Genomic DNA, 23,120 nt, shown 5'->3' with positions numbered 1-23,120 from the left:
CATGTCCCCCGCCCCTTCATCCCCACGCAAGAGCCCACCCGCAACAGGTGTGCTGCACTCGCTCGCCCAGCGCCTTCGGCCCTCTTTGGGTACAGCCAGCGCCATCCAGCGACCGACAAGCATCGGCATTGCAGGCCTGCCAGACGGCATTGGCCAGTTGCCATCCCATGTGCCCGTCTCTCTGGTTGCCGCCGACAGCAGAAGTGCTGCGGCATGGTTTCCCGCGCTGATCGAAGACGCTTTGGCCGCTGGCCCCTTGGGGCTGGTGGCGTCCAGCACGCAGTGGCTGGACGAGTTGCTGGAGTACCCCGAGCTGCGAGCGGCTTACCGCGCTGGTCGGCTCAAGCTCTGGGTGCTATCGCCTGGGTTGCAGGCGCAAGTACAGCGCCATGGACTCAGTCCACTCGTGCAGGAGCTTGAGCGGACCGGCCTGCAGCCACAGCACGCACTGTATCTGTGCGACGCACAGAACCTGCTGTCCGGACTGAACGTCGCCCAACTCGCACATGTCAGCGACCAGCTCAGCGCCCTGTGCCGCCAACGGCAGCGCCCGGTGGTACTGGGGTTCACCCCGCCGCTGGATGCCACTGCCCTTTTGCCAACGCTGCGCAACCTGTGCCAGATGTCCATGCACATCGCCACCTTGCATGCTGACGCTGACCGCTGGCGCCTGAGCCTGGACCGCTGGGGTTCGGACACCGGGGCGCTGTTTCAGACCGGCTTTGGCCTGGTGCAAGAAGCCAGCACACACCGACTGACTGCCGACGGCACGCGCACCCAAGGCGCTACCCCCGAACTGGTCACTGCAGCCGACCAATGGGGCGTGCTAGCAACCCGGGCATCGGTGGAGGGGCAACGCGGTATCCCTGGTCACTGGCGCATCGTCGATGGGCTGGAGGACATCGAAGTGGCTGCTGCGACCTGCGTGGCCTCCACGGTGCTGATCGACGCGGGCTCTGCGGGCGATTTTGAATCCCGCGCACGCCTGGTGCACCACCTGCGTCTCTCGCGCCCCCCAACGCTCAAGATTGTGGTGCGCGAGAACCTCGGCAAGTTGCGCACCCACAGCGAACAGGCACTGCTGCAACTGGGCGCCAGCGCGGTGGTCTACAAAGAGGTGGGTTTCTCGCGACTGCTGCAACTGCTGCAGGACATCAACGCTCAGAGCCACACCCGCAAAGTCCACCCCGACTACGCTCAGGCGCTCGACAGCTTCATGCCCCCCCGCGAGCGGGGCTACCAGGCCCCGGGACGATTCTGTACGTTAGTACGCGGCATGCTCGACCGCACCCATGACATTGGCCTGTCGCACAGTCTGGTACGGCTCAACATGCTGGACCGGATGCCGCACCTCGATGCTTTGCGCGCCTGCCACACCTCGCGCGATGGCGACTTGTTCACGGCCGACCACGAAGCGATCTACGTGTTCCTGTTCGCCTGCCGGGAGCCCGATGTAGAGCTGGCACTGCAACGGGTATTCGCGCTGCCGCTGACCCAGCTTTTCACTTCGCAAGCTACGGACTGCTCAGCGCCGGGTATACGCGCGATGACTGAACAGTTGCAAGAATCCCTGCGCAAGGGCGTACCTGACTACAGTGCCATCTTGGCAGCAGTCAGCGCCCCCACACCTGCCGCCCTGGAGGCTCCTCCTGCCACGCCTTTGGCGCAGTTAAGAGAGGATGCGCTGGCACTGCCAAAGCACACCCATATAGAGAGCCAACAGTCCGCGGCCTCGCCGCTCGTTGTGACAAGACCGCAAATGCGACCACGTCCCATCGGACGGCGCGCCGCGCCACGCCCCCTTGGAAGGACGTCTGCATGACTGCATGGATGCTTGTTTACGTGCTGCTGGGCGTCTTGCTGGCTTGGCCGTGTGGTTGGCTGCTGCGCCGCGTGCTGAAGGCGCGCCAGCCGTTACGCTGCGTGCAGCCCTATCGGCCAAACCTTCCGCAAAGCGAATCGCCCATTACCCCAAAAGGTGGGATGACCAAAGCCCCATGAACAAAGAGTTTGCATGCGCGTGATTGCTGTCGTTTCGCCGCTCGGCGGGTCCGGGCGCACCACCATGGTCGCCCACCTGGCGTCCATTGGTGCCCGTCAAGGCCAGCACACCTTGGCCGTAGAACTCTGCGCCCAGAATCTGCTGGGCATACACCTGGGCATGCCCCGCCCCGCCAGTCAGGGATGGGCAGCACTTGCTGCCACAGGCTCTTGGTGGGCAGACGGCAGCTTCGACAACACGGACGGCGTCTGCGTTCTGCCCTTTGGCCCAGCGGCGCCAGAAACCATCACGACGCTCCACCAGTTGCTGGCTGCCCACCCACAGTGGCTACAAGACCAGTTGGAACTGCTCGACGTGCCAGAGGATTGCACGATACTGCTGGACACACCGCAATGGCCTTCGCCGCTGGCCCAGGCAGCGCTGCGCTGCGCAGATGCGGTGTTGGTGGTCATGGAAGCGTCTGCGCGCGGATGTGCCAGCACGGACGCCGTACGCGCCATGCTGCAGGCGTCGTCAGCAGCGCCCAACGTGCAGGGCATCGCAGTCACGCGTTTTGACCCGCGCCGCGCATCGCACCGGGAGGCGCTCAGCACATTGCGCCAGCAGTGGGGAAGCCAATTGCTGCCCTATACCGTGCATGAAGACGAGAACCTCTCACGTGCACTGGCCGCATCGCAATGCGTGAACGGCATGGCACCGCATGCACAGTCTGCGCACGATCTCCAGGGCATCTTCCATTGGCTGTCGGCAGTGCCTCCGTTGCCGCCGCTGCCTGCGCCTGCAGCTGGAGTGGTTGCACCATGACAGACCAGGCGCCCTCGGGCACCACCACACCCACCCCGGCCACCGAACAAGCGGACGCGCTGGTGCCCACCCGCAAGGCGCTGATGTGGCTCGGGCGCCAGCTTGAGGTCGGGCATGAGGCTCCCTGGTGGATGTGGTTGTGGCGCTGTTTCGTTCTACCACCCTCGCCACAGCGCGCATTGCGCCCCTGGTTGCTGCGCCCAGTGCGCGGGCTTTGGGCAGGCCTCGGCTGGGCCATGCGCTGGCTCTGGCGAGTCCTGGCACTGGCGCTGACACTGGTTTTCTGGCCCATCCGGCTTTTCCTGCGTGCCATGGACCGCCTGGCAACCCACGTCAACGTGGGCAAGGGCATGCGACTGGCAGACCAGTGGCTCACACCGGCCCTGGAGATTCCTGGCCTGCGCTGGGTGATCCTGGCGGTGGGGGCGGTCACCGGTCTGGTCGTCATGACCACCCCATTCAACTGGTTTGGGCAACTGTTGTTCATGCTGCTCTGCTGGGGGCAGTCCCTGGTGCTCCGGCGCCTGCCAGGCCGCTATCCTTCGCTGGCGCTTGCAGCGATCAGCCTGCTGGCGATGGGGCGTTACGCCTGGTGGCGCCTGACTTCATCGATTGAATTCGACTCGGTCATCGAGTCCTTCCTGGGCTACGGCCTGCTGGCGGCAGAGGCCTACACCTGGTTGGTGGTGGTGCTGGGCTTCATACAGACTGCCTGGCCCCTGCACCGCAGTCCGGCGGAGCTGCAAGGCGCGCCCGCGTCCTGGCCCACGGTGGATGTGTACATCCCCACCTATAACGAGCCGCTGAGTGTGGTGCGCACCACGGTGCTGGCGTCGATGGCACTGGACTGGCCCAAAGACAAGGTCAAGGTCTTCATCCTGGACGATGGGCGGCGCGAGGAATTCCGTGCCTTTGCCGAATCCATGGGCGTGGGCTATATCGTGCGGCCCGACAACAACCACGCCAAGGCTGGCAACCTGAACCATGCGCTGGGCAAGACCGATGGTGAGCTGGTCGCCATCTTCGACTGCGACCACATTCCCACACGCTCCTTCCTGACCACGGCCGTGGGCTGGTTCCAGCGCGACCCGAAGTGCGCCATGCTGCAAACGCCGCACCACTTCTTCTCACCCGACCCGTTTGAGCGCAACCTGGGCACCTTCCGCCGTGTGCCCAACGAAGGTGCCCTGTTCTACGGTCTGATCCAGGATGGCAATGATTTCTGGAACGCCACGTTCTTCTGCGGTTCCTGCGCCGTAATACGCCGCGGCCCACTGCTGGAGGTGGGCGGCATCGCCGTGGAAACGGTGACCGAGGATGCGCACACCGCCCTCAAGCTGCACCGGCGCGGCTACACCACGGCTTACATCAACGAGACGCAGGCAGCTGGCCTGGCCACCGAGAGCCTGTCGGCCCATGTGGGCCAACGCATCCGCTGGGCGCGCGGCATGGCGCAGATCTTCCGCGTGGACAACCCCTTCCTGGGCAAGGGCCTCACGCTGTGGCAGCGCATCTGCTATGCCAACGCCATGGTGCACTTCTTCTTCGGGCTGCCGCGGCTGGTGTTCCTCACCGCGCCCATGGCCTTCTTGTTTTTTGAATGGCACATCATCAACGCGGGCGCCATCATGATCGCGCTGTATGTGCTGCCATACATCCTGCAGTCCAACATCGCCAACGCGCACGTGCAAGGCGAGCACCGGCACACGTTCTGGGCTGAGGTCTACGAAACAGTGTTGGCCTGGTACGTGGCCCTGCCCACCACGGTGGCTCTGATCAATCCGCGCCTTGGCAAGTTCAACGTGACAGCCAAGGGCGGGCTGGTGGATGAGCCGTACTTCGACTGGGTGATCTCCCGCCCCTACACCGTGCTGGTCCTGCTCAACTTCGCAGCCTTCGGCATGGGGCTGCTGCGCCTGTTCTTTTGGAATACCGAGGAAACCGCCACCGTACTCCTCAATCTGCTATGGACGGTCTACAGCATCCTCATGCTGGGTGCTGCGTTGGGTGTGGCATCTGAAGCACGCCAGGTGCGGCGAATGCACCGCGTGGCCACGCAATTGCCCGCGACCTTGTACCAGGACGACGGAACCGTGCTGAGGGCCCTTTGCCTCGACTTTTCCATGACTGGTGTAGGCCTGCAATTACCTGAAGGCACTCCACTGGCCGTGGGAGACAAGGTGCAGGTGGGACTGTGGCGCAACGATACGGAATGCACCTTTCCAGCCACGGTGATGTTGCACAGAGGCCAGAGTGCCACCGGTTTTCAGTTTGACCCCATGACGCGCGAACAACAAATCGACCTGGTGCAGTGCACCTTTGCCCGCCCCGACACCTGGAGGCAATGGAACGACAGCCACGATACCGACCGACCTTTGCATGGCCTGCAGGAAATCGCGCAGCTGGGCGTGCTGGGCTACCGCAAGTTCTGGACTTCGCTGGTGGAGTCGGCACGCAGCCGATGGCCCCTTCGCAAGCAGCGCGGGCAAGAAAGGCTGCCGGCATGAGCTTCTGGCATTTGATTTTCCTTGCCAAGGTGGGCCTGTACTTTGGTGGCTATATCGGCTTGAACTGGTGGCTGAACCTGCTGTTGTGGGCGTCCATGCTGCCCCCCATTGCGCACACGGGGTGGCGCCGTGTACGCGCTGCAGTCGCCGTACCGGCTGCCATCGCACTGCTGTATGCCGACTCTTACCTTCCCAGCCCAGGACGCGTGCTGTCGCAGCTCAAAGCGCTGAGTGGCTTCAGCGCGGACTACTGGCTGGAACTTGCCCAGCGGGTGTTCAACCCTGAAATGCTGCTGGTGGGACTGGTCGGCATCGTGCTTTATGCAGCACTGGCCCGGCGGGTCCGTGCGGGGACTTTTGCATTGCTGGCGTTGTTGAGCGTACCGGTGGTAGCGGCCCTGCAGGAGCAGGCGGCTACGCCCCAGGCCACCATGGCCGCAGCAAGCGGATCGAACTCGGCCGCTGCGCCCAACGACAATCAGGAAACGTCGCCAGACGCTCTGTTGCAACGCTTTTACGCCAGCGAAAGCCAAAGGCGCGTCCAGTTCACCGCGCCCAATGCCCCCCCGGCATTCGACATCATCCTGCTGCATGTGTGCTCCTTGTCGTGGGATGACATGGACTTTGTAGGACAGCGGGACAACCCATTCCTCAAGCGTTTTGATGCGCTGTTCACCAACTTCAACAGTGCCGCCAGCTACAGCGGGCCAGCCTCGCTGCGGGTATTGCACGGCACCTGTGGGCAAACACCACACAACAAGCTGTACGAGGGCATTGATCCGCAGTGCTACGTGTTTCCCAACCTGGAAAAAGTGGGCTACCAGACCGCTGCACTGCTCAACCACGACGGGGTGTACGAAGAGTTTGCCCATGCGCTGGAGCAGCGCGGAGGCCTTGCTGGCAAGCTGCAGTCCAATCAGGGCGCGCCCGTGCACATGCAGAATTTTGACGGCTCGCCCATCTATAACGACCACGCCTTGTTGGCGCAATGGTGGAAGAAGCGCAGCACTGACCGCAGCACCGGGCCCGTGGCGCTGTACTACAACACCATCTCCCTGCACGACGGAAATCGCGTGCCGGGCATGGCTTCGCGCAACAGCCTGGAGACGTTCAAGCCCCGCCTGGTACAGCTGCTCGCCGACTTCGACAAGTTCATCTCCGAACTGGAGGCAGCAGGCCGCCCTGTGGTCGTGATGCTGGTCCCTGAGCACGGCGCATCGCTGCGCGGCGACAAGATCCAGATGTCGGGCATGCGGGAGATTCCTGGCCCCCGCATCACCCTGGTCCCTGCTGCGGTGAAGCTGGTGGGCATGAAGCCATCTGAGGCATCCGCCCCAGCAGCGCCCGTGATCGTGAACCAGCCGATGAGCTACCTGGGCTTGTACACCTTGCTAGGCGATCTGATTCGCGACAACCCTTACGCCGACTCCGCGCGCCCGTTGGCGGAGCGGCTCGCGGCCCCGGTCACTACCCCCTTTGTGTCAGAGAACGCCGATGTGATCGTGATGCGCAACATGGAAGGCAAGTACGTGATGCGCTCGGGGAACGGTGAATGGGTTCCCTACAACTATTGATTGCGTTGGCTTACAGCCCCAAGGGGGTGTGACGAGGGGGCTGCGCGACAGACCCCTTCTCCACACCCTGCCGCATGCGTCCCGCATAATCCATCCGCACTGCCGCGCCATCCCGCGATGCCACGGCGGTGCGATGTCCTTCGCGTGCCCGCAACCCCCATCTGTCACCACCCATGAACCCACAAGCCCATCTGCTCTGGAAAGCACCCCGCTGGGCGCTCGCGATCCTGCTGGCTGTGCTGGGCATGCTCGGGCCTTTCTCCATCGACACCTACATCCCCTCGTTCTCAGGCATCGCTGCAGCGCTGGGAGCCACACCGGTGGAAATGCAGCAGACGCTGTCCGCCTACCTGTTCGGCTTTGCGTTCATGAGCCTGTTCCACGGCGCGCTGGCAGACAGCTTTGGGCGCAGGCCCGTGATCTTGTGGGGCATCGCCGTGTTCACGCTCGCTTCCGCAGGGTGTGCGCTGTCGCAAACGATCGGGCAACTGGTCTTTTTCCGGGCACTGCAAGGCCTGTCCACGGGAGCAGGGATCGTGGTCTCCCGCGCGGTGATCCGCGACATGTTCCCTCCAGCACAAGCACAGAAGGTTATGAGCCAGGTGACCATCTACTTTGGAGTGGCTCCAGCGATTGCTCCCATCATCGGAGGCTGGCTGTTTGTCCACACCGGGTGGCACAGCATTTTCTGGTTCCTGACCTTCGTGGGAGTGGCCCTGTGGACCGCCAACTTCAGGCTGCTGCCAGAGACCTTGCATGTGGAGCAGCGCCAGCCCTTTCATGTGCGCCATCTAATGCGCGGCTATGTGCAGTTGGGCACCAGTGCGCGCTTTGTGCTGCTGGCGCTGGCCAGTGGCGTACCCTTCAATGGCATGTTCCTGTACGTTCTCTCGGCCCCAGCATTTCTTGGCGATCACCTGTCGCTGGCGCCTACGCAGTTTTTCTGGTTTTTTGTCCTGACCATCTCGGGGATCATGGGCGGTGCGTGGCTCAGTGGACGGCTGGCAGGGCGTATCCCGCCCAAGCGCCAGATCCGCCACGGATTTGTCATCATGTTTTCGGTGGCTGTGTTGAACCTGGTCGCCAATCTGCTGTTCACACCCCACGCCTGGTGGGCTCTGGCGCCCATTGCGGTCTTCTCTTTTGGCTGGGCACTGATGGTGCCGGTGGTGACGCTGCTGGTGCTGGACCTCTACCCGGAGCGCCGAGGCATGGCCTCATCCATGCAGGCATTTGTCGGCTCTTCGGCCAATGGCCTGGTGGCAGGCGTCATCGCTCCGCTGGTGATGCACTCTACCGTTTTGCTGGCGCTGTCATCACTCCTGATGTTGTGCATTGGCATGCTGTCCTGGATCTGTCTGCACCATCGCTGGCCCGAGATCGGACGTACGCCGGTCCACCTCTGATCAATACCCGACTGATCAAGGACTGGGCTGCCGCCGGTCCACGCTCTTTTGCTGGTAATAGCGGTTCTTCTCCGCATACATCGCCTGGTCTGCGCGGTGAATCGCCCCTTCTACCGCATCTCCAGACTGGCAACAGGCAATCCCCATCGCCAGGCTGAGATGCTGGCCAGGGTAGAACTGGTTGTTGAGTTCGAGCATCGACAAAATGCGTTCCTGCAAAGCCATGGCTCCGCGCTCATCCGTGCCCGGCAACAACACCGTGAACTCGTCACCACCAATGCGGGCTGCGCAGGCCGGAGCATCCACGGCCTTGGCCAAGACCTCGCCAACGCGGCGCAGCATGGAGTCCCCCGCCGCATGGCCTTGCTCATCGTTCACCACCTTGAGACCATTCAGGTCGACGGCGATGATGGACAGCGGCCAAGGGCCCTTGCGGGTCAGGCGGTTGAGCTCCTCTGCATAAAAGGCTCGGTTGCGCAATTGCGTGAGCACATCGTGCTTGCCCAGGTACTCCAGATAAGCCTCGGCCTTCTTGCGTGCCGTGATATCCACCAGCGACAGGAGCACCAGGCCCCAATCGCTCATGTGATCGGCCAGCACCGAGAACTGCATATGGATATGCACGGCATCCCCGGACAGTGCGTAGTTAACCACTTCGCGCTGCTGAAAGGTTTTGCCCTCCCACAGGTCCAGCAATTGCTCCGCAAAGGACTCGTGCATCTCCCCGCGAAACACCCGGCCAATGTTGTTCAGCAGCATTTCTTTGCTCTCTGCGCCGAGCATGCGCAGGGTCTGCTGGTTCACATCGATCACCCGGATTTCGTGCATGCAGCGTGTCACGAACTCGGGATGCACCCGGATGAAAGTCTTGAAATCATCAATACCCTGCGCACGCACACCATCGAGCAGGCTCTTGACCGCACTGAAGTCCTCGACCCACAAGGACACGGGTGAGTGCTCGAACAAATCGCGTGCGTACCGCTCGCTGCGGCGCAGCTCGGCACCTGCACGCACGGTGGCCGTAACATCCTCCAGCGACACCAGCACACGGCTCCAGTTGTCCTCGTAACCGGGCAGGATGCGCGCACGGATCTGCACATCCAGCCGACGTCCGTCGAGCGCATAGTTGACTGTCTGGTTAGAAAACTCCAGCTGCCCGTCCCACAACTGAGACAGCTCATGCGCCACCGCGTCGTGCATGTCGTCCCTGAAGACCTTATCCAGATTGGCTTCCAGTACCTGCTGGCTCTCGGCGGCAAACAGATCCAGCGTGCGCTGATTCACCTTGAGCACCTTGAGGGCTGCACTGCAGGCCCGCAGGCGGGACGGGTCCTCTGCCAGGAACTGGCGGATGTCGGTCACGCCTTCGGCGCGCCACTGGTCAAAAAGCTGCTTGAGCGCACTGTAGTCCTCCAACCAGAGCGACACTGGCGCCAGCCCGAACATGTGCTCAAAGTCCGCACCCGAAGATAAAGAAGACAACACAGCAGATTCCTCCGGCGGCCATTATTGACGAGGCGCCGTTGGCAACCGCAGCTGAAATGGCCTCCCCAATGAAAAAAGGCCAGCACCTTGCGGTACTGGCCTTTGCACAAAGGGCGGCGCTAGCGCCACACAACTATCAGCGCGCGGGGCGTGCAGGACGCTTGCGGGCATCGTGGGCCACAAAGGGCTTGCCACCACCACCGGCAGGCTTGGCAAATGCAGGCTTGCGAGGAGCGAAATCGCCGCGCGGTGCACCCGCATCGCCACGAGGAGCAAAGCCACCACGGCCTGTATCACCAAAACCAGGCTTGCGGCCATAACCGTCACCGTCACGACGCGGCGCAAAACCACGGTCGCCGCCACGGTCATCACGGCCAGCGAAACCGCCGCCGCCTTCACCACGGGCAGGGGCGCCACGGTTGTCACGACCAGCAAAGCCACCACCGAATCCACCACGATCATTGCCACCACGTGCGGGACCACCGAAGCGACCGCGCGACTGGTTATCACGGTTGTCATACGAACGGCCCGGGGCGCCACGGCCACCACCAAAATCGCCACCGCGAGGTGCCTGCGGAGCGCGCTGTGAAGGCTCCATGCCCGGAATCACTTCGGCCTTGAACTGCTGGCGGCTGTACGACTCAATGTCGTAGATCTTGCGGCGATCGCGGAACTCGGCAAACGTGATGGCCAGGCCATCGCGGCCCGCACGGCCGGTACGACCGATGCGGTGGGTGTAATCCTCAGCCTTCATGGGCAGGCCGAAGTTGAACACGTGGGTGATGGTAGGCACGTCGATGCCCCGTGCTGCCACGTCAGTAGCCACCAGAATCTGCACCTGACCAGCGCGCAGCGCCATCAAACGGCGGTTGCGCAGGCCCTGGCTCAGGGCGCCATGCAAAGCGACAGCCGAGAAGCCTTCTTGCTGCAGGTCGTTGGCCAAACCGTCGCACTCCACCTGGGTGCTGGCAAAGACAATGGCTTGGTTAATCGTGGTGTCACGCAGCCAGTGGTCCAACATCTTGCGCTTGTGCTGGGCATTGTCGGCCCAGTACAGAACTTGCTTGATGTTGGCGTGCTTTTCTTGCGGAGAATCGATGGTCACCTTCTGCACAGACGAACCACCGTCGTGCATCACGCGCATGGCCAGTTGCTGGATGCGGGGCGCAAATGTGGCGCTGAACATCATGGTCTGCTTGCGCTGCGCGGTCAGCTGGTTCAGTTCAGCCAGGTCATCCGAGAAGCCCAGGTCGAGCATACGGTCCGCTTCGTCAACGACCAGGAACTGCACCTTGTCGAGCTTGATTTGCATCGAGCGCTGCAGGTCCAGCAGGCGGCCAGGGGTCGCCACCACGAGGTCAGCGTTTTGCAGTTTGGCGATCTGCAACTGGTAAGGCATGCCACCCACCACGTTGGCCACACGCAGGCCACGGCAATGCTTGACCAGGTCGATGGCATCGTGCGCGACTTGCTGCGCCAGTTCACGGGTCGGGCACAGGATCAGGGCACCAGGGGTGGCAGCCTTGAAGTTGCGCGAACTGGTAGGGTCCTTGCGTTTGGCGCGCTTGGGAGCAGGTTCGCCACGGGCAGCGGCTTCGGCCACGGCGCGTTCAAAAGCGGCGCGCTCTTCGGCTTCGGCAGCAGCTTGCTGGTTGATCAGTGTGTGCAGCACAGGCAGGAGGAAGGCGGCGGTCTTGCCGCTGCCCGTCTGGCTGGAGACCATGAGGTCGATGAACTTGGTGGAGTCATTGCCACCGCCCATCGCCAGAGGGATTGCCTTGAGCTGCACGCTGGTGGGCTGGGTGTAACCCAGATCAGCCACGGCTTGCACGAGTTCAGGGGCCAGGCCCAACTCGATGAAGCCGTTGGGCTCAGCGGTCACAGCCGCATCGGCTTCGACGGCTGATACCACGGCGTCCAGGGGAGAAGACTGCACGGAAATGTCGGCAGCAAAGGAAGTATCTGCAGGCGCGAATTCGCCCTGCACCAAAGAGGTGTCGGTCATGATTTTTCTCTCACGAAGACGGTCGCGGGCGCAGCCCACGATTGGCTTCGTCAAATGGTTAAAAAACATCAACCATCAAACGAAACCTGCGCTGGCTCAGAGAAGGCCGGAGCGGGTGGGCGTTATTCGCCAGTCCTGCACTGTCGATTGACAGTCGGCTGGCAAGCCCGGTGTGTGAGGGGAGATGCACAATCTGCGAGGGATTCCTGCGCAGCCAGCGATTATTGCACGATTAAGGGTTTGCCCGCAATACCCTCCTTTGCTTTTCGCCAGTGGCAATGCCTTCTCCGCCAGGAATCCAGTCCCGCGTCGTCGTAAAACACGCGCACCAAAGGCGCGGATCTCACCAGGGCTCTCACGCCCCTCACAAAAGGGATGAGAAGCAGTGGCTCAAGACGTTTTCACATCCACGGCCAACAGGTGCTGACGGTAATGCGCCAGCTCGTCGATGGACTCGTGGACATCGGCCAGGGCCGTGTGTTTTTGCGCTTTCTTGAAGCTGGTGTATGCCTCGGGCTTCCAGCGCTTGGCCAGCTCCTTGAGCGTGCTCACATCCACATTGCGGTAGTGAAAGAACCGCTCGAGCTTGGGCATATAACGCACCAGAAAACGCCGGTCCTGACCGATGCTGTTGCCGCACATGGGCGCAGTGCCCTTGGGCACGTACTGGGCCAGGAAAGCAAGGATCTTCTGCTCCGCTTCCTCCTCCGTCACCGTGGACGCCTTCACCTTGTCGATAAGGCCGCTGCGGCCGTGTGTGCCTTTGTTCCAGGCATCCATCTTGTTCAGCAATTCATCCGGCTGGTGAATGGCGAAGACGGGGCCTTCGACGCGGGGTTCCAGGCTCGGACCGGTCACGACCACGGCGATCTCCAGCAGGCGGTCGGTGTCGGGCTCCAGGCCGGTCATTTCACAGTCCAGCCAGACCAGGTTCTGGTCGGATTTGGCAAGCGTGGCAGGGGTGAGGTTGTTGGCTTCTGACATGGCGCGCATTGTCGCCGATGGCCTAAACTCGCCGCACATGCCCACCTCTGACGACATTTCCCCCTCTTTGCTGTTCACCTTGGCCTTTGCAGCCGCGCTGCTGCTGGGCCTGGCCCTCAAGTTCTGGCTGGCGACGCGCCAGGTCCGGCATGTTGCACGCCATCGCGCTGCGGTCCCGGTACCGTTTGCCGAGCGCATCGCCTTGGCGGCGCACCAGAAGGCGGCCGACTACACCATCACCAAGGCCCGGCTGGGCATGCTGGAGATGGCGCTGGGCGCGGCCGTGCTGCTGGGCTGGACCCTGCTGGGCGGGCTGGACGCACTGAACCAGGCGCTGCTTGGCGTGCTGGGCGGCGGCATGTGGCAACAGATGGCATTCCTGGTCGCCTTTGCCGCCATCAGCGGCCTGATCGACCTGCCCCTGTCGCTGTACCAGACGTTTGTTGTGGAAGAACGGTTTGGGTTCAACAAGATGACCTGGCGCCTGTGGCTGGCGGACGCCCTCAAGGGCCTGCTCGTGGGCGCCATCATCGGGCTGCCCATTGCCGCGCTGATCCTCTGGCTGATGGGCGCTGCAGGCCCGCTGTGGTGGCTGTGGGCCTGGTGCTTCTGGATGGGTTTGAACCTGCTGCTGATGGTGATTTACCCCACCTTCATCGCACCGTTGTTCAACAAATTCCAGCCACTTGAAGATGAATCGCTCAAAGCCCGCGTGACTGCGCTGATGCAGCGTTGCGGCTTCTCCGCCAAAGGCCTGTTCGTGATGGACGGCAGCCGCCGCAGCGCCCACGCCAATGCCTATTTCACAGGCTTTGGTGCCGCCAAGCGCGTGGTGTTCTACGACACCCTGCTGCGCCAGCTGGCACCTGGCGAGGTCGAAGCTGTGCTGGCCCATGAGCTGGGCCACTTCAAGCACCGCCACATCATCCAGCGCATCGTGATGATGTTTGCGCTCAGCCTGGCGGGCTTTGCGCTGCTGGGCTGGCTTTCCACACAGGTCTGGTTCTACACCGGCCTGGGTGTGCGGCCCAACATCTCGCTGGACCCGGCCATGGCCGCCGCACCCAATGATGCGCTGGCACTGCTGCTTTTCATGCTGGTCGTTCCGGTATTTACCTTCTTCATCTCGCCGCTGTTTTCGCAACAATCGCGTCGCCATGAGTTCCAGGCAGACGCGTATGCCGCGGCCCAGGCCAGCGGCGCAGACCTGTCGTCGGCCTTGCTCAAGCTGTACGAAGACAACGCCTCCACGCTCACTCCAGACCCGGTCTACGTGAAGTTTTACTACTCGCATCCACCCGCCACAGAACGGCTGGCGCGCATGCAAACCCCTGCTCACCCATGACTACCATGTTGAAGAAAAAAGACTGGTCTACGCTGACCCGCCGCGCACTGACAGCTACAGAAATAGTAGCAAACCTGGCCAAACTGGAGGGCTGGAGCCTCAGCGGCGACGGCGCCAACGTCGCCATCGAGAAGACCTACCACTTTGCCAATTACTACGAGACGATCTCGTTCGTGAACGCATTGGCTTTCATCGCCAATGCGCAAGACCACCACCCCGATCTGTCTGTGCACTACAACCGCTGCGTAGTGCGACTGAACACGCACGACGTGCATGGCATCTCCAGCACCGACTTCGAGTGCGCCACCCAGTTCGACGCACTGGTCGCACTGTGAGGCCGGCCCACCATGGCTGAACGCAGCGCCCTCATGGAAGGTACCGTGGTGGCCAGCCATGGGCGCCACTGTATGGTCGAGACCCCGGATGGGGAGCGCCGCATCTGCCACCCCCGCGGTAAAAAAAGCCAGGCCGTCGTTGGCGACCATGTGCTATGGCAGGCACCGCCGCCCGGGCAAGGCGAAGAAGGCACCATCGAAAAGGTCAAGGAACGGCGCAACCTGTTCTACCGACAGGACGAGATTCGCACCAAATCTTTCGCCGCCAACCTCGATCAGGTGCTCATCCTGATTGCGGCGGAACCGGTGTTCTCCGAAAGCCAGCTATCACGGGCTTTGATTGCTGCAGAGGCGGAGGGCATCAAACCCATCATTGCACTCAACAAGAGTGATCTAGTCGAACCCTTCGCCCGCGCATGGGAGCGACTGCTGCCGTACCGGCACATGGGCGCAGGCAAACACTATGGCGTGCTGCCGCTATCTCTGGCGCTGTCCAGCGATGTGGACCGCGCCCTGCTGATGGAACACTTGCAGGGCAAGACCACGCTGGTGCTGGGCCCGTCGGGGTCCGGCAAGAGCACGCTGATCAACCTGCTGGTGCCGGGCGCCTCGGTGCTGACCGGAGAAATCTCGCAGGCCCTGAACTCAGGCAAACACACCACCACCAGCACGCACTGGTACTGGATGGATGCGGCGCGCACCACGGCACTGATCGACTCGCCAGGGTTCCAGGAATTCGGGCTGCACCATATCGCCCCCATGCAGCTGGCGGCCTGTATGCCCGACATCGCCGAGCATGCAACGGCCTGCAAGTTCTACAACTGCACCCACCTGCATGAGCCGGGGTGCGGCGTGCTGGATGCAGTCAAAAAGGGCCAAGGCGCTGGAGCAATAAGCCCTTCTCGCTACAAAATATATAGCGATTTATTTGAAGAGCTGAGTCACACCCGGTATTGACCGGCGTATGCCAGCGGCGCCACGCGAGATGGCGCGACAGGTGAACGGGCTAGCCGAGCAACCGGGCCAGCGTCAACAGCGCCAGCAGCAGCATCCAGACCACCACCGAGCGCCACACCAGGCCCACCACGCTGCGAAGGTGGCCTACTTCAGGCTCGCGGCCGGGGGTGGAGTCGCTGTCGCCCATGTCGGCATCAATCTCCAGACCCTGTGGCGCATGCAACTCGGTGCGCGCCTTCAACGCCTCACCGCCCAGGCGCACATTGATGGCCCCTGCAGTGGCGGCAAGAACCACACCATCGTTGTCGTTGGGAAACCGCTGCGCATGAAAACGCCAGCCTTCAATCGCTTCTTCAAAACTGCCGACCACCGCAAAGCTCAGCGCCGTGAGCCGCGCAGGCAACCAGTCGATGGCAGTCCAGGCCTGGGCGGACGCCTGCTGCAAGGACTTGCTGGCGGGCAATGCGCCGGTGCGCTGCTTGTAATGCCAGTAGCGAGAGACAAATTCAGCCAGGCGATACAGCACCGCCCCCGTCGGCCCCAGACCCAGCGCAGCCAGCACCGAGAACCACGCCAACACGCCAAATACATGCCGGTGCGCAGCCAGCACCGAATACTCGATCACATGGCGCACGATCTCGCTGCGCGGCAGGGCGCCCACATCCACCTGTTGCCAGTGCGCGAGGCGCTCGCGCGCCGCGTCTTCGTCACCCTCTTCCAGCGCATCGCGGATGCCGGTGAAGTGGTGGCTGAACTGCCGAAAACCCAGCGTGACATACAGCACCGCCACGCTCCAGAGCACCGCAAACGGCCAGCCGAGACCCCACAGCAGCAGCCAGTGGATGCCCAGTGTGACCAGTGCAGGAACGAGTACCGCGAGGCTCCACGCCACCCACCCGTGGTGCGATTTGCCCGCGTCGAAATTGCGGCTCACGGACAAGGCCCATGCACGCAGCCCCGCGTGGATGGGATTGCTGCGAGCCAGAGGGCGTGCCTGCTCGATCAGCAGAGCGAACAGGATGGCAAAGAAACTCATGGGGGGCAATGATACTGGCGCCAAGCCACGGGAGCACGTGATTCCGCCGAACCTCAGCAACACATCCTCCAATGAAGCGGGGACCCCACCCGCAGCCCTCAAAGCCCACATGGCCGAAGCCAGAGCCCCATGTGAGGGTCGCGCTGCCACACACCGGGTGCATCCGCGCGAAGCGCCTCAGGGGTGCTTCATTCAGCCATCATGAACCGATAGAAATTGCGCAGCATGCCAGCCGTGGCGCCCCAGATGAAGTGGGTCTTATCGCCTTGCTGGTAGGGCATGGAGAACCACTCGCGGTACACGCCATCGCGGTCAAACACATGGCGGCGATGGTGAGCCGGGTCGAGCAAAAAGGCCAGCGGTACCTCAAACAGGTCGGCCACCTCATACGGGTTGGGCCGAAGCACACAGTCCGGCTGCACCAGGGCGACCACCGGGGTGATGATGAATGACGAGCCGGTCACGTAGGTGGGCAAGGTCCCCAGTACCTCGACAAATTCACGGTCCAGACCCACCTCCTCCTGCGCTTCGCGCAAGGCGGTTTCAGCAGCACTGGCGTCTTCCGGATCAGCCCGCCCGCCCGGGAAGGCCACCTGCCCGGAATGGGTGGACAGATGTGCGGTGCGCTCCGTCAACAGCACCATGGGTTGCTCGCGCAACACGATCGCCAGCAACACGGACGCGTGGGCTGGCTCGCGGTTCATGAACTTCTTTTCCAGCACCACCTCCGGCTCCCACTGGGGTGGCTGTGCAAAACGCGCACGCAGCGCATCGGGCGTCTGCACAGCCAGGGGCACGGCGGGCAGGTGCGCATCCACCCCGACCACCGGCACCATGCGAGGGTCAAAGTCGGGCAGGCTCGACAGAGGCGCAATGACCGATGAGACAGCAGGAGGAGAAGAAGGGTTCACAAAAAGCAGGTTCCACGGACCAAAAAACAAAAAGCCGCTACAGGCAGATGCTGTAGCGGCTTGTCAGGATAGGCCCTCGCCTTGCTTGAATTAAGCGGCGGTAGCAGCAGCCTTGACGCGCGAAGGCAGCTTTTCCTTGATACGTGCCGACTTGCCGCTGCGGTCACGCAGGTAGTACAGCTTGGCACGGCGCACATCACCGCGGCGCTTGACTTCGATGCTGGCGATCAGCGGGCTGTAGGTCTGGAACGTACGCTCCACGCCTTCGCCGCTGGAGATCTTGCGCACGGTGAAGCCGCTGTTCAGGCCGCGATTGCGCTTGGCAATCACCACGCCTTCGTAAGCCTGCACACGCTTGCGGGTACCTTCCACCACGTTCACGCTCACGATGACGGTGTCACCAGGGGCGAATTCGGGGATGGTCTTGTTCAAGCGGGCAATTTCTTCCGCTTCCAGGGTCTGGATCAGGTTCATGTGAGTTTCCTAGTGATCTTGTCCGCGCCAAAAATGGCTGCGTCGGGATTGACGTCTCAGTGTTTTGCGGGAGAACTCCCAGTCAAAACGGCCGGCCAGAGGATCGAAAAGCCTTTGATTATAGCAATTCAGCCGAGCTTGGCCAATACGGCTTCATCGGCGGGTGCCAAACGCCCCGCTTTGCGCGCGGCATCGATGAGATCAGGCCGGTGGCGGGCCGTGGTGGCCAGGCGCTGATCACGCCGCCAGCGCTCGATCTGCGCATGGTGACCCGACATGAGGGCCGAAGGCACCTGCTGCCCTGCCCACTCTTCGGGCCGCGTGTAATGCGGGCAGTCCAGCAGGCCATCGAGCGCGGGATTGAAGCTGTCGAGCTGGTGGCTGCCCTCATCGTTGAGCACCCCGGGCTGCAGGCGCGCCACGGCGTCCAGCAGCGCCATGGCGGCAATCTCGCCGCCCGAGAGCACGAAGTCGCCCAGGCTCATCTGAACATTCACATGGGTGTCAATGAACCGCTGGTCTATGCCTTCATAGCGTCCACACAGCAACACGGCCCCCTCGCTGGCAGACCAGCGCTCCACGGCGGCGTGGTTCAGCGATTCGCCAATGGGAGAAAAAAGAACCAGCGGCGCCTCGCCGCCCTCGGGCTCACCACGCTCTGCCCGGATGGCCGCAAGGCACCGCGCCAGGGGCTCAGCCATCATCACCATGCCCGGGCCACCGCCAAACGGGCGGTCATCCACCCGGCGGTAGTTGCCGTCGGCGTAGTCGCGTGGGTTCCACAGGCGCACATCGACCTGGCCGCTGGCATAGGCACGCCGGGTCACACCGCTCACCAGGAAAGGCGCGAACAGCTCGGGAAAGAGGGTGATGATGTCAAAGCGCATAGGGCGCGGCTCGTGACGGCGCGGTCAGTAGTCGGGCTGCCAGTCCACAGTGATGCGTTTTTCGGCCAGATCCACCTTGTCCACGAAGGCCGAGACAAACGGAATCATGCGCTCCTGTGCCTTGCCGTCCTGCTCATAGGCCAGCACCAGCACGGTCTGTGGACCGGTGGACATCAACTCGCGCACCTCGCCCAGCGCCACACCTTCACGGTTGAAGACCGACAGACCGATCAGATCGACCCAGTAGTACTCGTCTTCGGAGGTGGATGGAAAACTGGATCGCGGCACAAAAATCCGCGCACCGCGCAACGCCTCTGCACCATTGCGGTCATCAATGCCCTGCGCCCAGGCCACCACGGAGTCCGAATGATCCTTGGCCTGGCGGATGGGCAGCAGCACGGTGCCGCTGAAGGTCTTGGCACCACGCTCGGAGGGCTGCAAATACCAGCGTTTGGACGAAAAAAGCGCCTCGGGATTGCTGCTGTGCGACAGCACCTTGAACCAGCCCTTGATGCCCCAGGCATCTGCGATGCGCCCCACTTCAACGGCGTCGGCAGGCAGTTCTGCAGGTTCGAGGGTCAACGGTGTGGTGGCCATGGCAGTGAATCCAGAATGAGAAAAGGGCGGGTTCCGCCAGACCAGCCGACGGAACCCGCCCTTTTCAGGGAGCTTTAAGCAGCCTTCTTGGCGGCTTGCTTGATCAGGCGGTCCACCGTGGGGGAGGACTGGGCGCCAACGCCCACCCAGTAAGCCAGACGGTCTTGCACGATGCGCAGGCCTTCTTCAGATTCCTTGGCGGTGGGGTTGTAGAAGCCGATGCGCTCGATGAAGCGGCCATCACGGCGCACGCGCTTGTCAGCAACGACGATGTTGAAGAAAGGACGGCCCTTGGAGCCGCCGCGGGAGAGTCGAATGACGACCATGATTTATCCTTCGGGTGGTGAACTCCGGCAACATTTGCCGTAAGCCACAGTGTTCGCAACCATATTCGCAACGCTTGAGACACGCGACATGGCCACCCGGCCAGCGACACGCTGCAAAGCCTGCGATTATATCCATTTCCCCAAAATGCCCTCTATCCGCCCCAGCACTGACAGCGATATTCCTGCCATCACGGCCATTTACCAACACCATGTGCTCCACGGCACGGGCACCTTCGAGATAGATCCCCCCTCCGAAGCCGACATGGCAAGCCGCCGCGCTGACGTGCTGGCGCGTGGCCTGCCCTGGCTGGTTGCGGAGAAAGACGGTCAAGTGCTGGGCTTTGCCTATGCCAACTGGTTCAAGCCCCGCCCGGCCTACCGTTTCTCGGCCGAAGACTCGATCTACGTGGCCGATCAGGCCCGCGGCATGGGCCTGGGCCGCAAGCTGCTGGCCGAGCTGGCGGTACAGGCCGAAGCGGCTGGCGTGCGCAAGCTGCTGGCGGTGATTGGAGACTCTGCCAACGCAGGCTCGATCGGCGTACACCGGGCCCTGGGCTTCACCGATGTGGGCATCATGCGCTCGGTGGGCTGGAAGTTCGGCGCCTGGCGCGACATCGTGCTCATGGAAAAGACCCTGGGCGCGGGCGACACCACTTCTCCCGAATAGCGCGGCACCCATGAAAAACAAAACCGTAGCCGCCTGGCTCGCCTTTGTCGGCGGACCCCTGGGCCTGCACCGCTTTTACCTTCATGGCCTGTCCGACATGCTCGGCTGGTTGTTGCCCATCCCCACGGCGCTGGGCATCTATGGCATTCAGCGGGTGCAGCAACTCGGCCAGGACGACCACTACAGCTGGGTACTGATACCGCTGCTGGGCTTCACGATTGCCGCCTGTGCGCTGCGTGCCATCCTGTACGCGCTGATGACACCCGAGGCATGGAATGCGCGCTACAACCCCAGCGCCGCACCGGACGCCGCGCCGGGCAGGACGCAATGGATCACCGTGGGCGCCATCGTGGTGTCCCTGCTGATCGGTACCACGGTACTGATGGCCAGCCTGGCGTTCAGTTTCCAGCGGTACTTTGAGTACCAGATCGAGGAAGCGCGCAAGATCTCGCAGTGATCCACTGGCAGGCGCCAATGCAAACGCCCCATCGAATTCACACTCAATGGGGCGTATGCGCTAGTATTGATTGCCTTGAATGCTATCTATTTAATAGCATTCACAACAGCTCCGCCGTCAGAACAGCTGCAGGCTGATCCAGTAGGCGACGGCGGCCACAAAGGCGCTCGCTGGGATGGTCAGAATCCACGCCCAGATGATGTTGCCGGCCACGCCCCAGCGCACGGCGCTGGCGCGCTGCGTGGAGCCCACGCCGACGATGGCGCCCGTGATAGTGTGCGTGGTGGACACCGGAATACCCAGTGTGGTGGCCAGGAACAAGGTCAGTGCCCCACCCGTTTCGGCGCAGAAGCCGCCCACCGGCTTGAGCTTGGTGATCTTCTGGCCCATGGTTTTGACGATGCGCCAGCCGCCAAACATGGTGCCCAGGCCGATGGCCACGTAGCAGCTGATGATGGCCCAGGTGGGTGGCGAGGCGTCAGACGCCGACGCATACCCGGTGGCAATCAGCAGCAGCCAGATGATGCCGATGGTCTTTTGCGCATCGTTGCCGCCGTGGCCCAGGCTGTAGGCGCCCGCAGACAACAGCTGCAACCGGCGGAACCACTTGTCCACCTTGCTCGGGCGCGTACGCCGGAAGATCCAGGCCACGGCCACCATCATGAGCGAGCCCAGCGCAAAACCCAGCAGCGGCGAGACAAAGATGAACGCCACGGTTTTGAGGATGCCCGCCGAGATCAGCGCACCCGCACCGGCCTTGGCAATCACAGCGCCCACAATGCCGCCGATGAGGGCGTGCGAGGAGCTGCTGGGGATGCCGTAGTACCAGGTGATCACGTTCCATGTGATCGCGCCCACCAGGGCGCCAAACACCACGTGCGTGTCCACAATGCCGGGCTGCACGATGCCCTTGCCCACCGTCGCTGCCACGCTCAGGTGAAAGACAAAAATCGCCACAAAGTTGAAGAAGGCGGCAAACAGCACCGCCTGCGCGGGCTTGAGCACGCCGGTGGAGACCACCGTGGCGATCGAATTGGCCGCGTCGTGGAACCCGTTCATGAAGTCGAACAGGATTGCCAGGGCCACAAGCAGAACCACAACCCAGAGGGCCGTCTGTACGGTTTCCATACTGGTCAGCCTGCGCGGATCAGGAGTTCTCGAGGACGATGCCCTCGATGCAGTTGGCCACGTCCTCGCACTTGTCGGTGATCGTCTCCAGCAGTTCGTAGATGGCCTTGAGCTTGATCACCTCGCGGACATCGGGCTCCTCGCGGAACAGCTTGCTCATGGCGCTGCGCATCACACGGTCGGCGTCGGATTCGAGCTTGTCGATCTCCTCGCAGGTCTTGAGCGCGGCCTCGGCCACAGCCGGGTCGGCGATCTTGTCGAGCAGCTTGACGGCATCGCGCAGGCGCTCGCAGCACTTGAGACTCAGGTCCGTGAGGCGGGTGATTTCTTCCGTCATGTGGCGCACGTCGTACAGCGCCATGGTTTCAGCTGAGTCCTGGATCAGGTCGGCCACATCGTCCATGGTGTTGATCAGCGTGTGGATCTGCTCACGGTCGATGGGGGTGATGAAGGTCTTGTGGATGGCCTTGTTCACCTCGTGCGTCACTCGGTCGGCGGCACGCTCGGCGTTGTCCACATCCTGGTTGTACTTGTCGCGCAGGTGCGGGTCGCTGTAGTTGGCCACCAGTTGCGAGAAGGCCCGGGCCGCCTCGACGATGCGGTCCGCATGCTGGTTGAACATTTCGAAAAAATTGCCTTCGCGTGGCAACAGCTTGGCAAACAGCATGGAGACTCCTGGATCGGGAACGAATGGTGAGAAAAGGCCGCGCCATGACAGAACCATGACGCTTTCGTGACCCGGCGAGTTTAACCGTGCGCCCTGCAGGGACTGATGCCGCTGCCTCATGCAGTCATGCGCACGGCGCCGTGGGCGACGACACGCCGTCCGTTCAGGCCCTGTGTCTTCAGGCGCCCCGGAAGATGAAATACACCGCCCCCACCAGGCACAACCCCGCCCAGAGGTAGTCCCACTTCAGGGGTTGCCCCATGTAGAACACGGCGAAGGGCACAAACACGCCCAGCGTGATGACCTCTTGCATGATCTTGAGCTGCCCCACGTTGAACTGGGTGAAGCCAATGCGGTTGGCCGGCACCTGCAACAGGTATTCAAACAGCGCGATACCCCAGCTGACGAGGGCCGCGACATACCACGGCGAAGACGCCAGGTTCTTCAGGTGGCCGTACCACGCAAAGGTCATGAAGATATTGCTGGCAGTGAGCAGCAATACCGTTTGCAAAGAAATAGGCAGGGATTGGAGCGCGTTCATGGTGGAGCGGCAGGCTGGGGGAGTG

Annotated in this window: 23 protein-coding genes; 11 read left to right on the top strand and 12 right to left on the bottom strand. The window is 62.6% G+C overall.

What is annotated here, in order from left to right; translation table 11 throughout:
* Window position 1 precedes the first annotated feature (1 nt).
* From C8C95_RS16110 to C8C95_RS16090, 6 genes are all read left to right on the top strand, one after another.
* Entirely contained in the window at window positions 2-1,822 is a 1,821-nt protein-coding gene (locus C8C95_RS16110; RefSeq protein WP_165836550.1) for a BcsE family c-di-GMP-binding protein, read from the top strand.
* Window positions 1,819-2,001, top strand: coding sequence for a hypothetical protein (locus C8C95_RS23550; protein ID WP_133246241.1), 183 nt, complete (start codon window positions 1,819-1,821; stop codon window positions 1,999-2,001). The genes C8C95_RS16110 and C8C95_RS23550 overlap by 4 nt, the downstream gene beginning before the upstream one ends.
* Before the next feature lie 13 nt (window positions 2,002-2,014).
* On the top strand, window positions 2,015-2,806 hold the full coding sequence (gene bcsQ, locus C8C95_RS16105) for a cellulose biosynthesis protein BcsQ (protein ID WP_116749225.1): 792 nt from the start codon (window positions 2,015-2,017) through the stop codon (window positions 2,804-2,806).
* Window positions 2,803-5,313, top strand: a complete 2,511-nt coding sequence (gene bcsA / locus C8C95_RS16100) for a UDP-forming cellulose synthase catalytic subunit (RefSeq protein ID WP_243415705.1) — start codon at window positions 2,803-2,805, stop codon at window positions 5,311-5,313. Before bcsQ ends, bcsA begins: the two co-directional genes overlap by 4 nt.
* Window positions 5,310-6,887 carry a cellulose biosynthesis protein BcsG gene (gene bcsG, locus C8C95_RS16095; RefSeq protein WP_116749224.1) on the top strand — a complete coding sequence of 526 codons (1,578 nt, stop codon included), beginning with the start codon at window positions 5,310-5,312 and terminating at the stop codon, window positions 6,885-6,887. Before bcsA ends, bcsG begins: the two co-directional genes overlap by 4 nt.
* Before the next feature lie 173 nt (window positions 6,888-7,060).
* Complete coding sequence (locus tag C8C95_RS16090) at window positions 7,061-8,293, top strand: multidrug effflux MFS transporter (RefSeq protein ID WP_116749223.1); 1,233 nt, start codon at window positions 7,061-7,063, stop codon at window positions 8,291-8,293.
* A gap of 15 nt (window positions 8,294-8,308) precedes the next feature.
* Here C8C95_RS16090 and C8C95_RS16085 read toward each other — a convergent pair whose 3' ends face one another.
* From C8C95_RS16085 to orn, 3 genes are all read right to left on the bottom strand, one after another.
* Window positions 8,309-9,778, bottom strand: coding sequence for a GGDEF domain-containing protein (locus tag C8C95_RS16085; protein WP_165836549.1), 1,470 nt, complete (start codon window positions 9,776-9,778; stop codon window positions 8,309-8,311).
* Between the two features lie 136 nt (window positions 9,779-9,914).
* Window positions 9,915-11,783: a DEAD/DEAH box helicase gene (locus C8C95_RS16080; RefSeq protein ID WP_116749221.1), complete on the bottom strand. Its 1,869-nt coding sequence runs from the start codon at window positions 11,781-11,783 to the stop codon at window positions 9,915-9,917.
* Between the two features lie 390 nt (window positions 11,784-12,173).
* Window positions 12,174-12,767, bottom strand: coding sequence for an oligoribonuclease (orn, locus tag C8C95_RS16075; protein ID WP_116750314.1), 594 nt, complete (start codon window positions 12,765-12,767; stop codon window positions 12,174-12,176).
* A 37-nt stretch (window positions 12,768-12,804) separates the two neighbouring features.
* Here orn and C8C95_RS16070 point away from each other — a divergent pair, with 37 nt between their 5' ends.
* Genes C8C95_RS16070 through rsgA form a run of 3 tightly spaced genes read left to right on the top strand, consistent with a single transcriptional unit; the run spans window position 12,805 to window position 15,404 of the window.
* A complete protein-coding gene (locus C8C95_RS16070; protein ID WP_116750315.1) occupies window positions 12,805-14,112 on the top strand; it encodes a M48 family metallopeptidase in 1,308 nt (435 codons plus the stop codon).
* Window positions 14,109-14,447, top strand: a complete 339-nt coding sequence (locus tag C8C95_RS16065; protein ID WP_056747489.1) for a 4a-hydroxytetrahydrobiopterin dehydratase — start codon at window positions 14,109-14,111, stop codon at window positions 14,445-14,447. The genes C8C95_RS16070 and C8C95_RS16065 overlap by 4 nt, the downstream gene beginning before the upstream one ends.
* A gap of 12 nt (window positions 14,448-14,459) precedes the next feature.
* Window positions 14,460-15,404 carry a ribosome small subunit-dependent GTPase A gene (gene rsgA, locus C8C95_RS16060; RefSeq protein WP_116749220.1) on the top strand — a complete coding sequence of 315 codons (945 nt, stop codon included), beginning with the start codon at window positions 14,460-14,462 and terminating at the stop codon, window positions 15,402-15,404.
* 49 nt (window positions 15,405-15,453) lie between these two features.
* On the opposite strand, the gene C8C95_RS16055 is transcribed toward rsgA, so the two are convergent.
* The 6 genes from C8C95_RS16055 to rpsP form a co-directional block, all read right to left on the bottom strand.
* Complete coding sequence (locus C8C95_RS16055; RefSeq protein ID WP_116749219.1) at window positions 15,454-16,440, bottom strand: CobD/CbiB family protein; 987 nt, start codon at window positions 16,438-16,440, stop codon at window positions 15,454-15,456.
* A gap of 188 nt (window positions 16,441-16,628) precedes the next feature.
* Window positions 16,629-17,351: a CoA pyrophosphatase gene (locus tag C8C95_RS16050; protein WP_207780609.1), complete on the bottom strand. Its 723-nt coding sequence runs from the start codon at window positions 17,349-17,351 to the stop codon at window positions 16,629-16,631.
* A 90-nt stretch (window positions 17,352-17,441) separates the two neighbouring features.
* Window positions 17,442-17,825, bottom strand: a complete 384-nt coding sequence (rplS, locus tag C8C95_RS16045) for a 50S ribosomal protein L19 (protein WP_056061081.1) — start codon at window positions 17,823-17,825, stop codon at window positions 17,442-17,444.
* Between the two features lie 128 nt (window positions 17,826-17,953).
* Window positions 17,954-18,712 carry a tRNA (guanosine(37)-N1)-methyltransferase TrmD gene (trmD, locus tag C8C95_RS16040; protein ID WP_116749218.1) on the bottom strand — a complete coding sequence of 253 codons (759 nt, stop codon included), beginning with the start codon at window positions 18,710-18,712 and terminating at the stop codon, window positions 17,954-17,956.
* Between the two features lie 24 nt (window positions 18,713-18,736).
* A complete protein-coding gene (rimM, locus tag C8C95_RS16035; RefSeq protein WP_116749217.1) occupies window positions 18,737-19,309 on the bottom strand; it encodes a ribosome maturation factor RimM in 573 nt (190 codons plus the stop codon).
* 74 nt (window positions 19,310-19,383) lie between these two features.
* Window positions 19,384-19,635, bottom strand: a complete 252-nt coding sequence (rpsP, locus tag C8C95_RS16030) for a 30S ribosomal protein S16 (RefSeq protein WP_015013104.1) — start codon at window positions 19,633-19,635, stop codon at window positions 19,384-19,386.
* 145 nt (window positions 19,636-19,780) lie between these two features.
* Between rpsP and C8C95_RS16025 the strand changes: the two genes are divergently transcribed.
* Complete coding sequence (locus C8C95_RS16025; RefSeq protein ID WP_056061071.1) at window positions 19,781-20,302, top strand: GNAT family N-acetyltransferase; 522 nt, start codon at window positions 19,781-19,783, stop codon at window positions 20,300-20,302.
* A gap of 10 nt (window positions 20,303-20,312) precedes the next feature.
* On the top strand, window positions 20,313-20,759 hold the full coding sequence (locus tag C8C95_RS16020) for a TM2 domain-containing protein (RefSeq protein WP_056061068.1): 447 nt from the start codon (window positions 20,313-20,315) through the stop codon (window positions 20,757-20,759).
* Window positions 20,760-20,876: 117 nt separating this feature from the next.
* Here the strand turns inward: C8C95_RS16020 and C8C95_RS16015 are convergent, their stop codons facing one another.
* The 3 genes from C8C95_RS16015 to C8C95_RS16005 all read right to left on the bottom strand — a co-directional run bounded on the left by C8C95_RS16015 (window position 20,877) and on the right by C8C95_RS16005 (window position 23,095).
* Entirely contained in the window at window positions 20,877-21,887 is a 1,011-nt protein-coding gene (locus C8C95_RS16015) for an inorganic phosphate transporter (protein WP_116749216.1), read from the bottom strand.
* Window positions 21,888-21,906: 19 nt separating this feature from the next.
* Entirely contained in the window at window positions 21,907-22,554 is a 648-nt protein-coding gene (locus C8C95_RS16010; RefSeq protein WP_055403060.1) for a DUF47 domain-containing protein, read from the bottom strand.
* 178 nt (window positions 22,555-22,732) lie between these two features.
* Window positions 22,733-23,095: a DMT family protein gene (locus C8C95_RS16005; protein ID WP_015013099.1), complete on the bottom strand. Its 363-nt coding sequence runs from the start codon at window positions 23,093-23,095 to the stop codon at window positions 22,733-22,735.
* Window positions 23,096-23,120: the final 25 nt, after the last annotated feature.

Source organism: Acidovorax sp. 99 (genome assembly GCF_003096455.1).
Lineage (GTDB): Bacteria > Pseudomonadota > Gammaproteobacteria > Burkholderiales > Burkholderiaceae_C > Acidovorax > Acidovorax delafieldii.
This window is presented reverse-complemented; position numbering and strand designations above follow the sequence as displayed.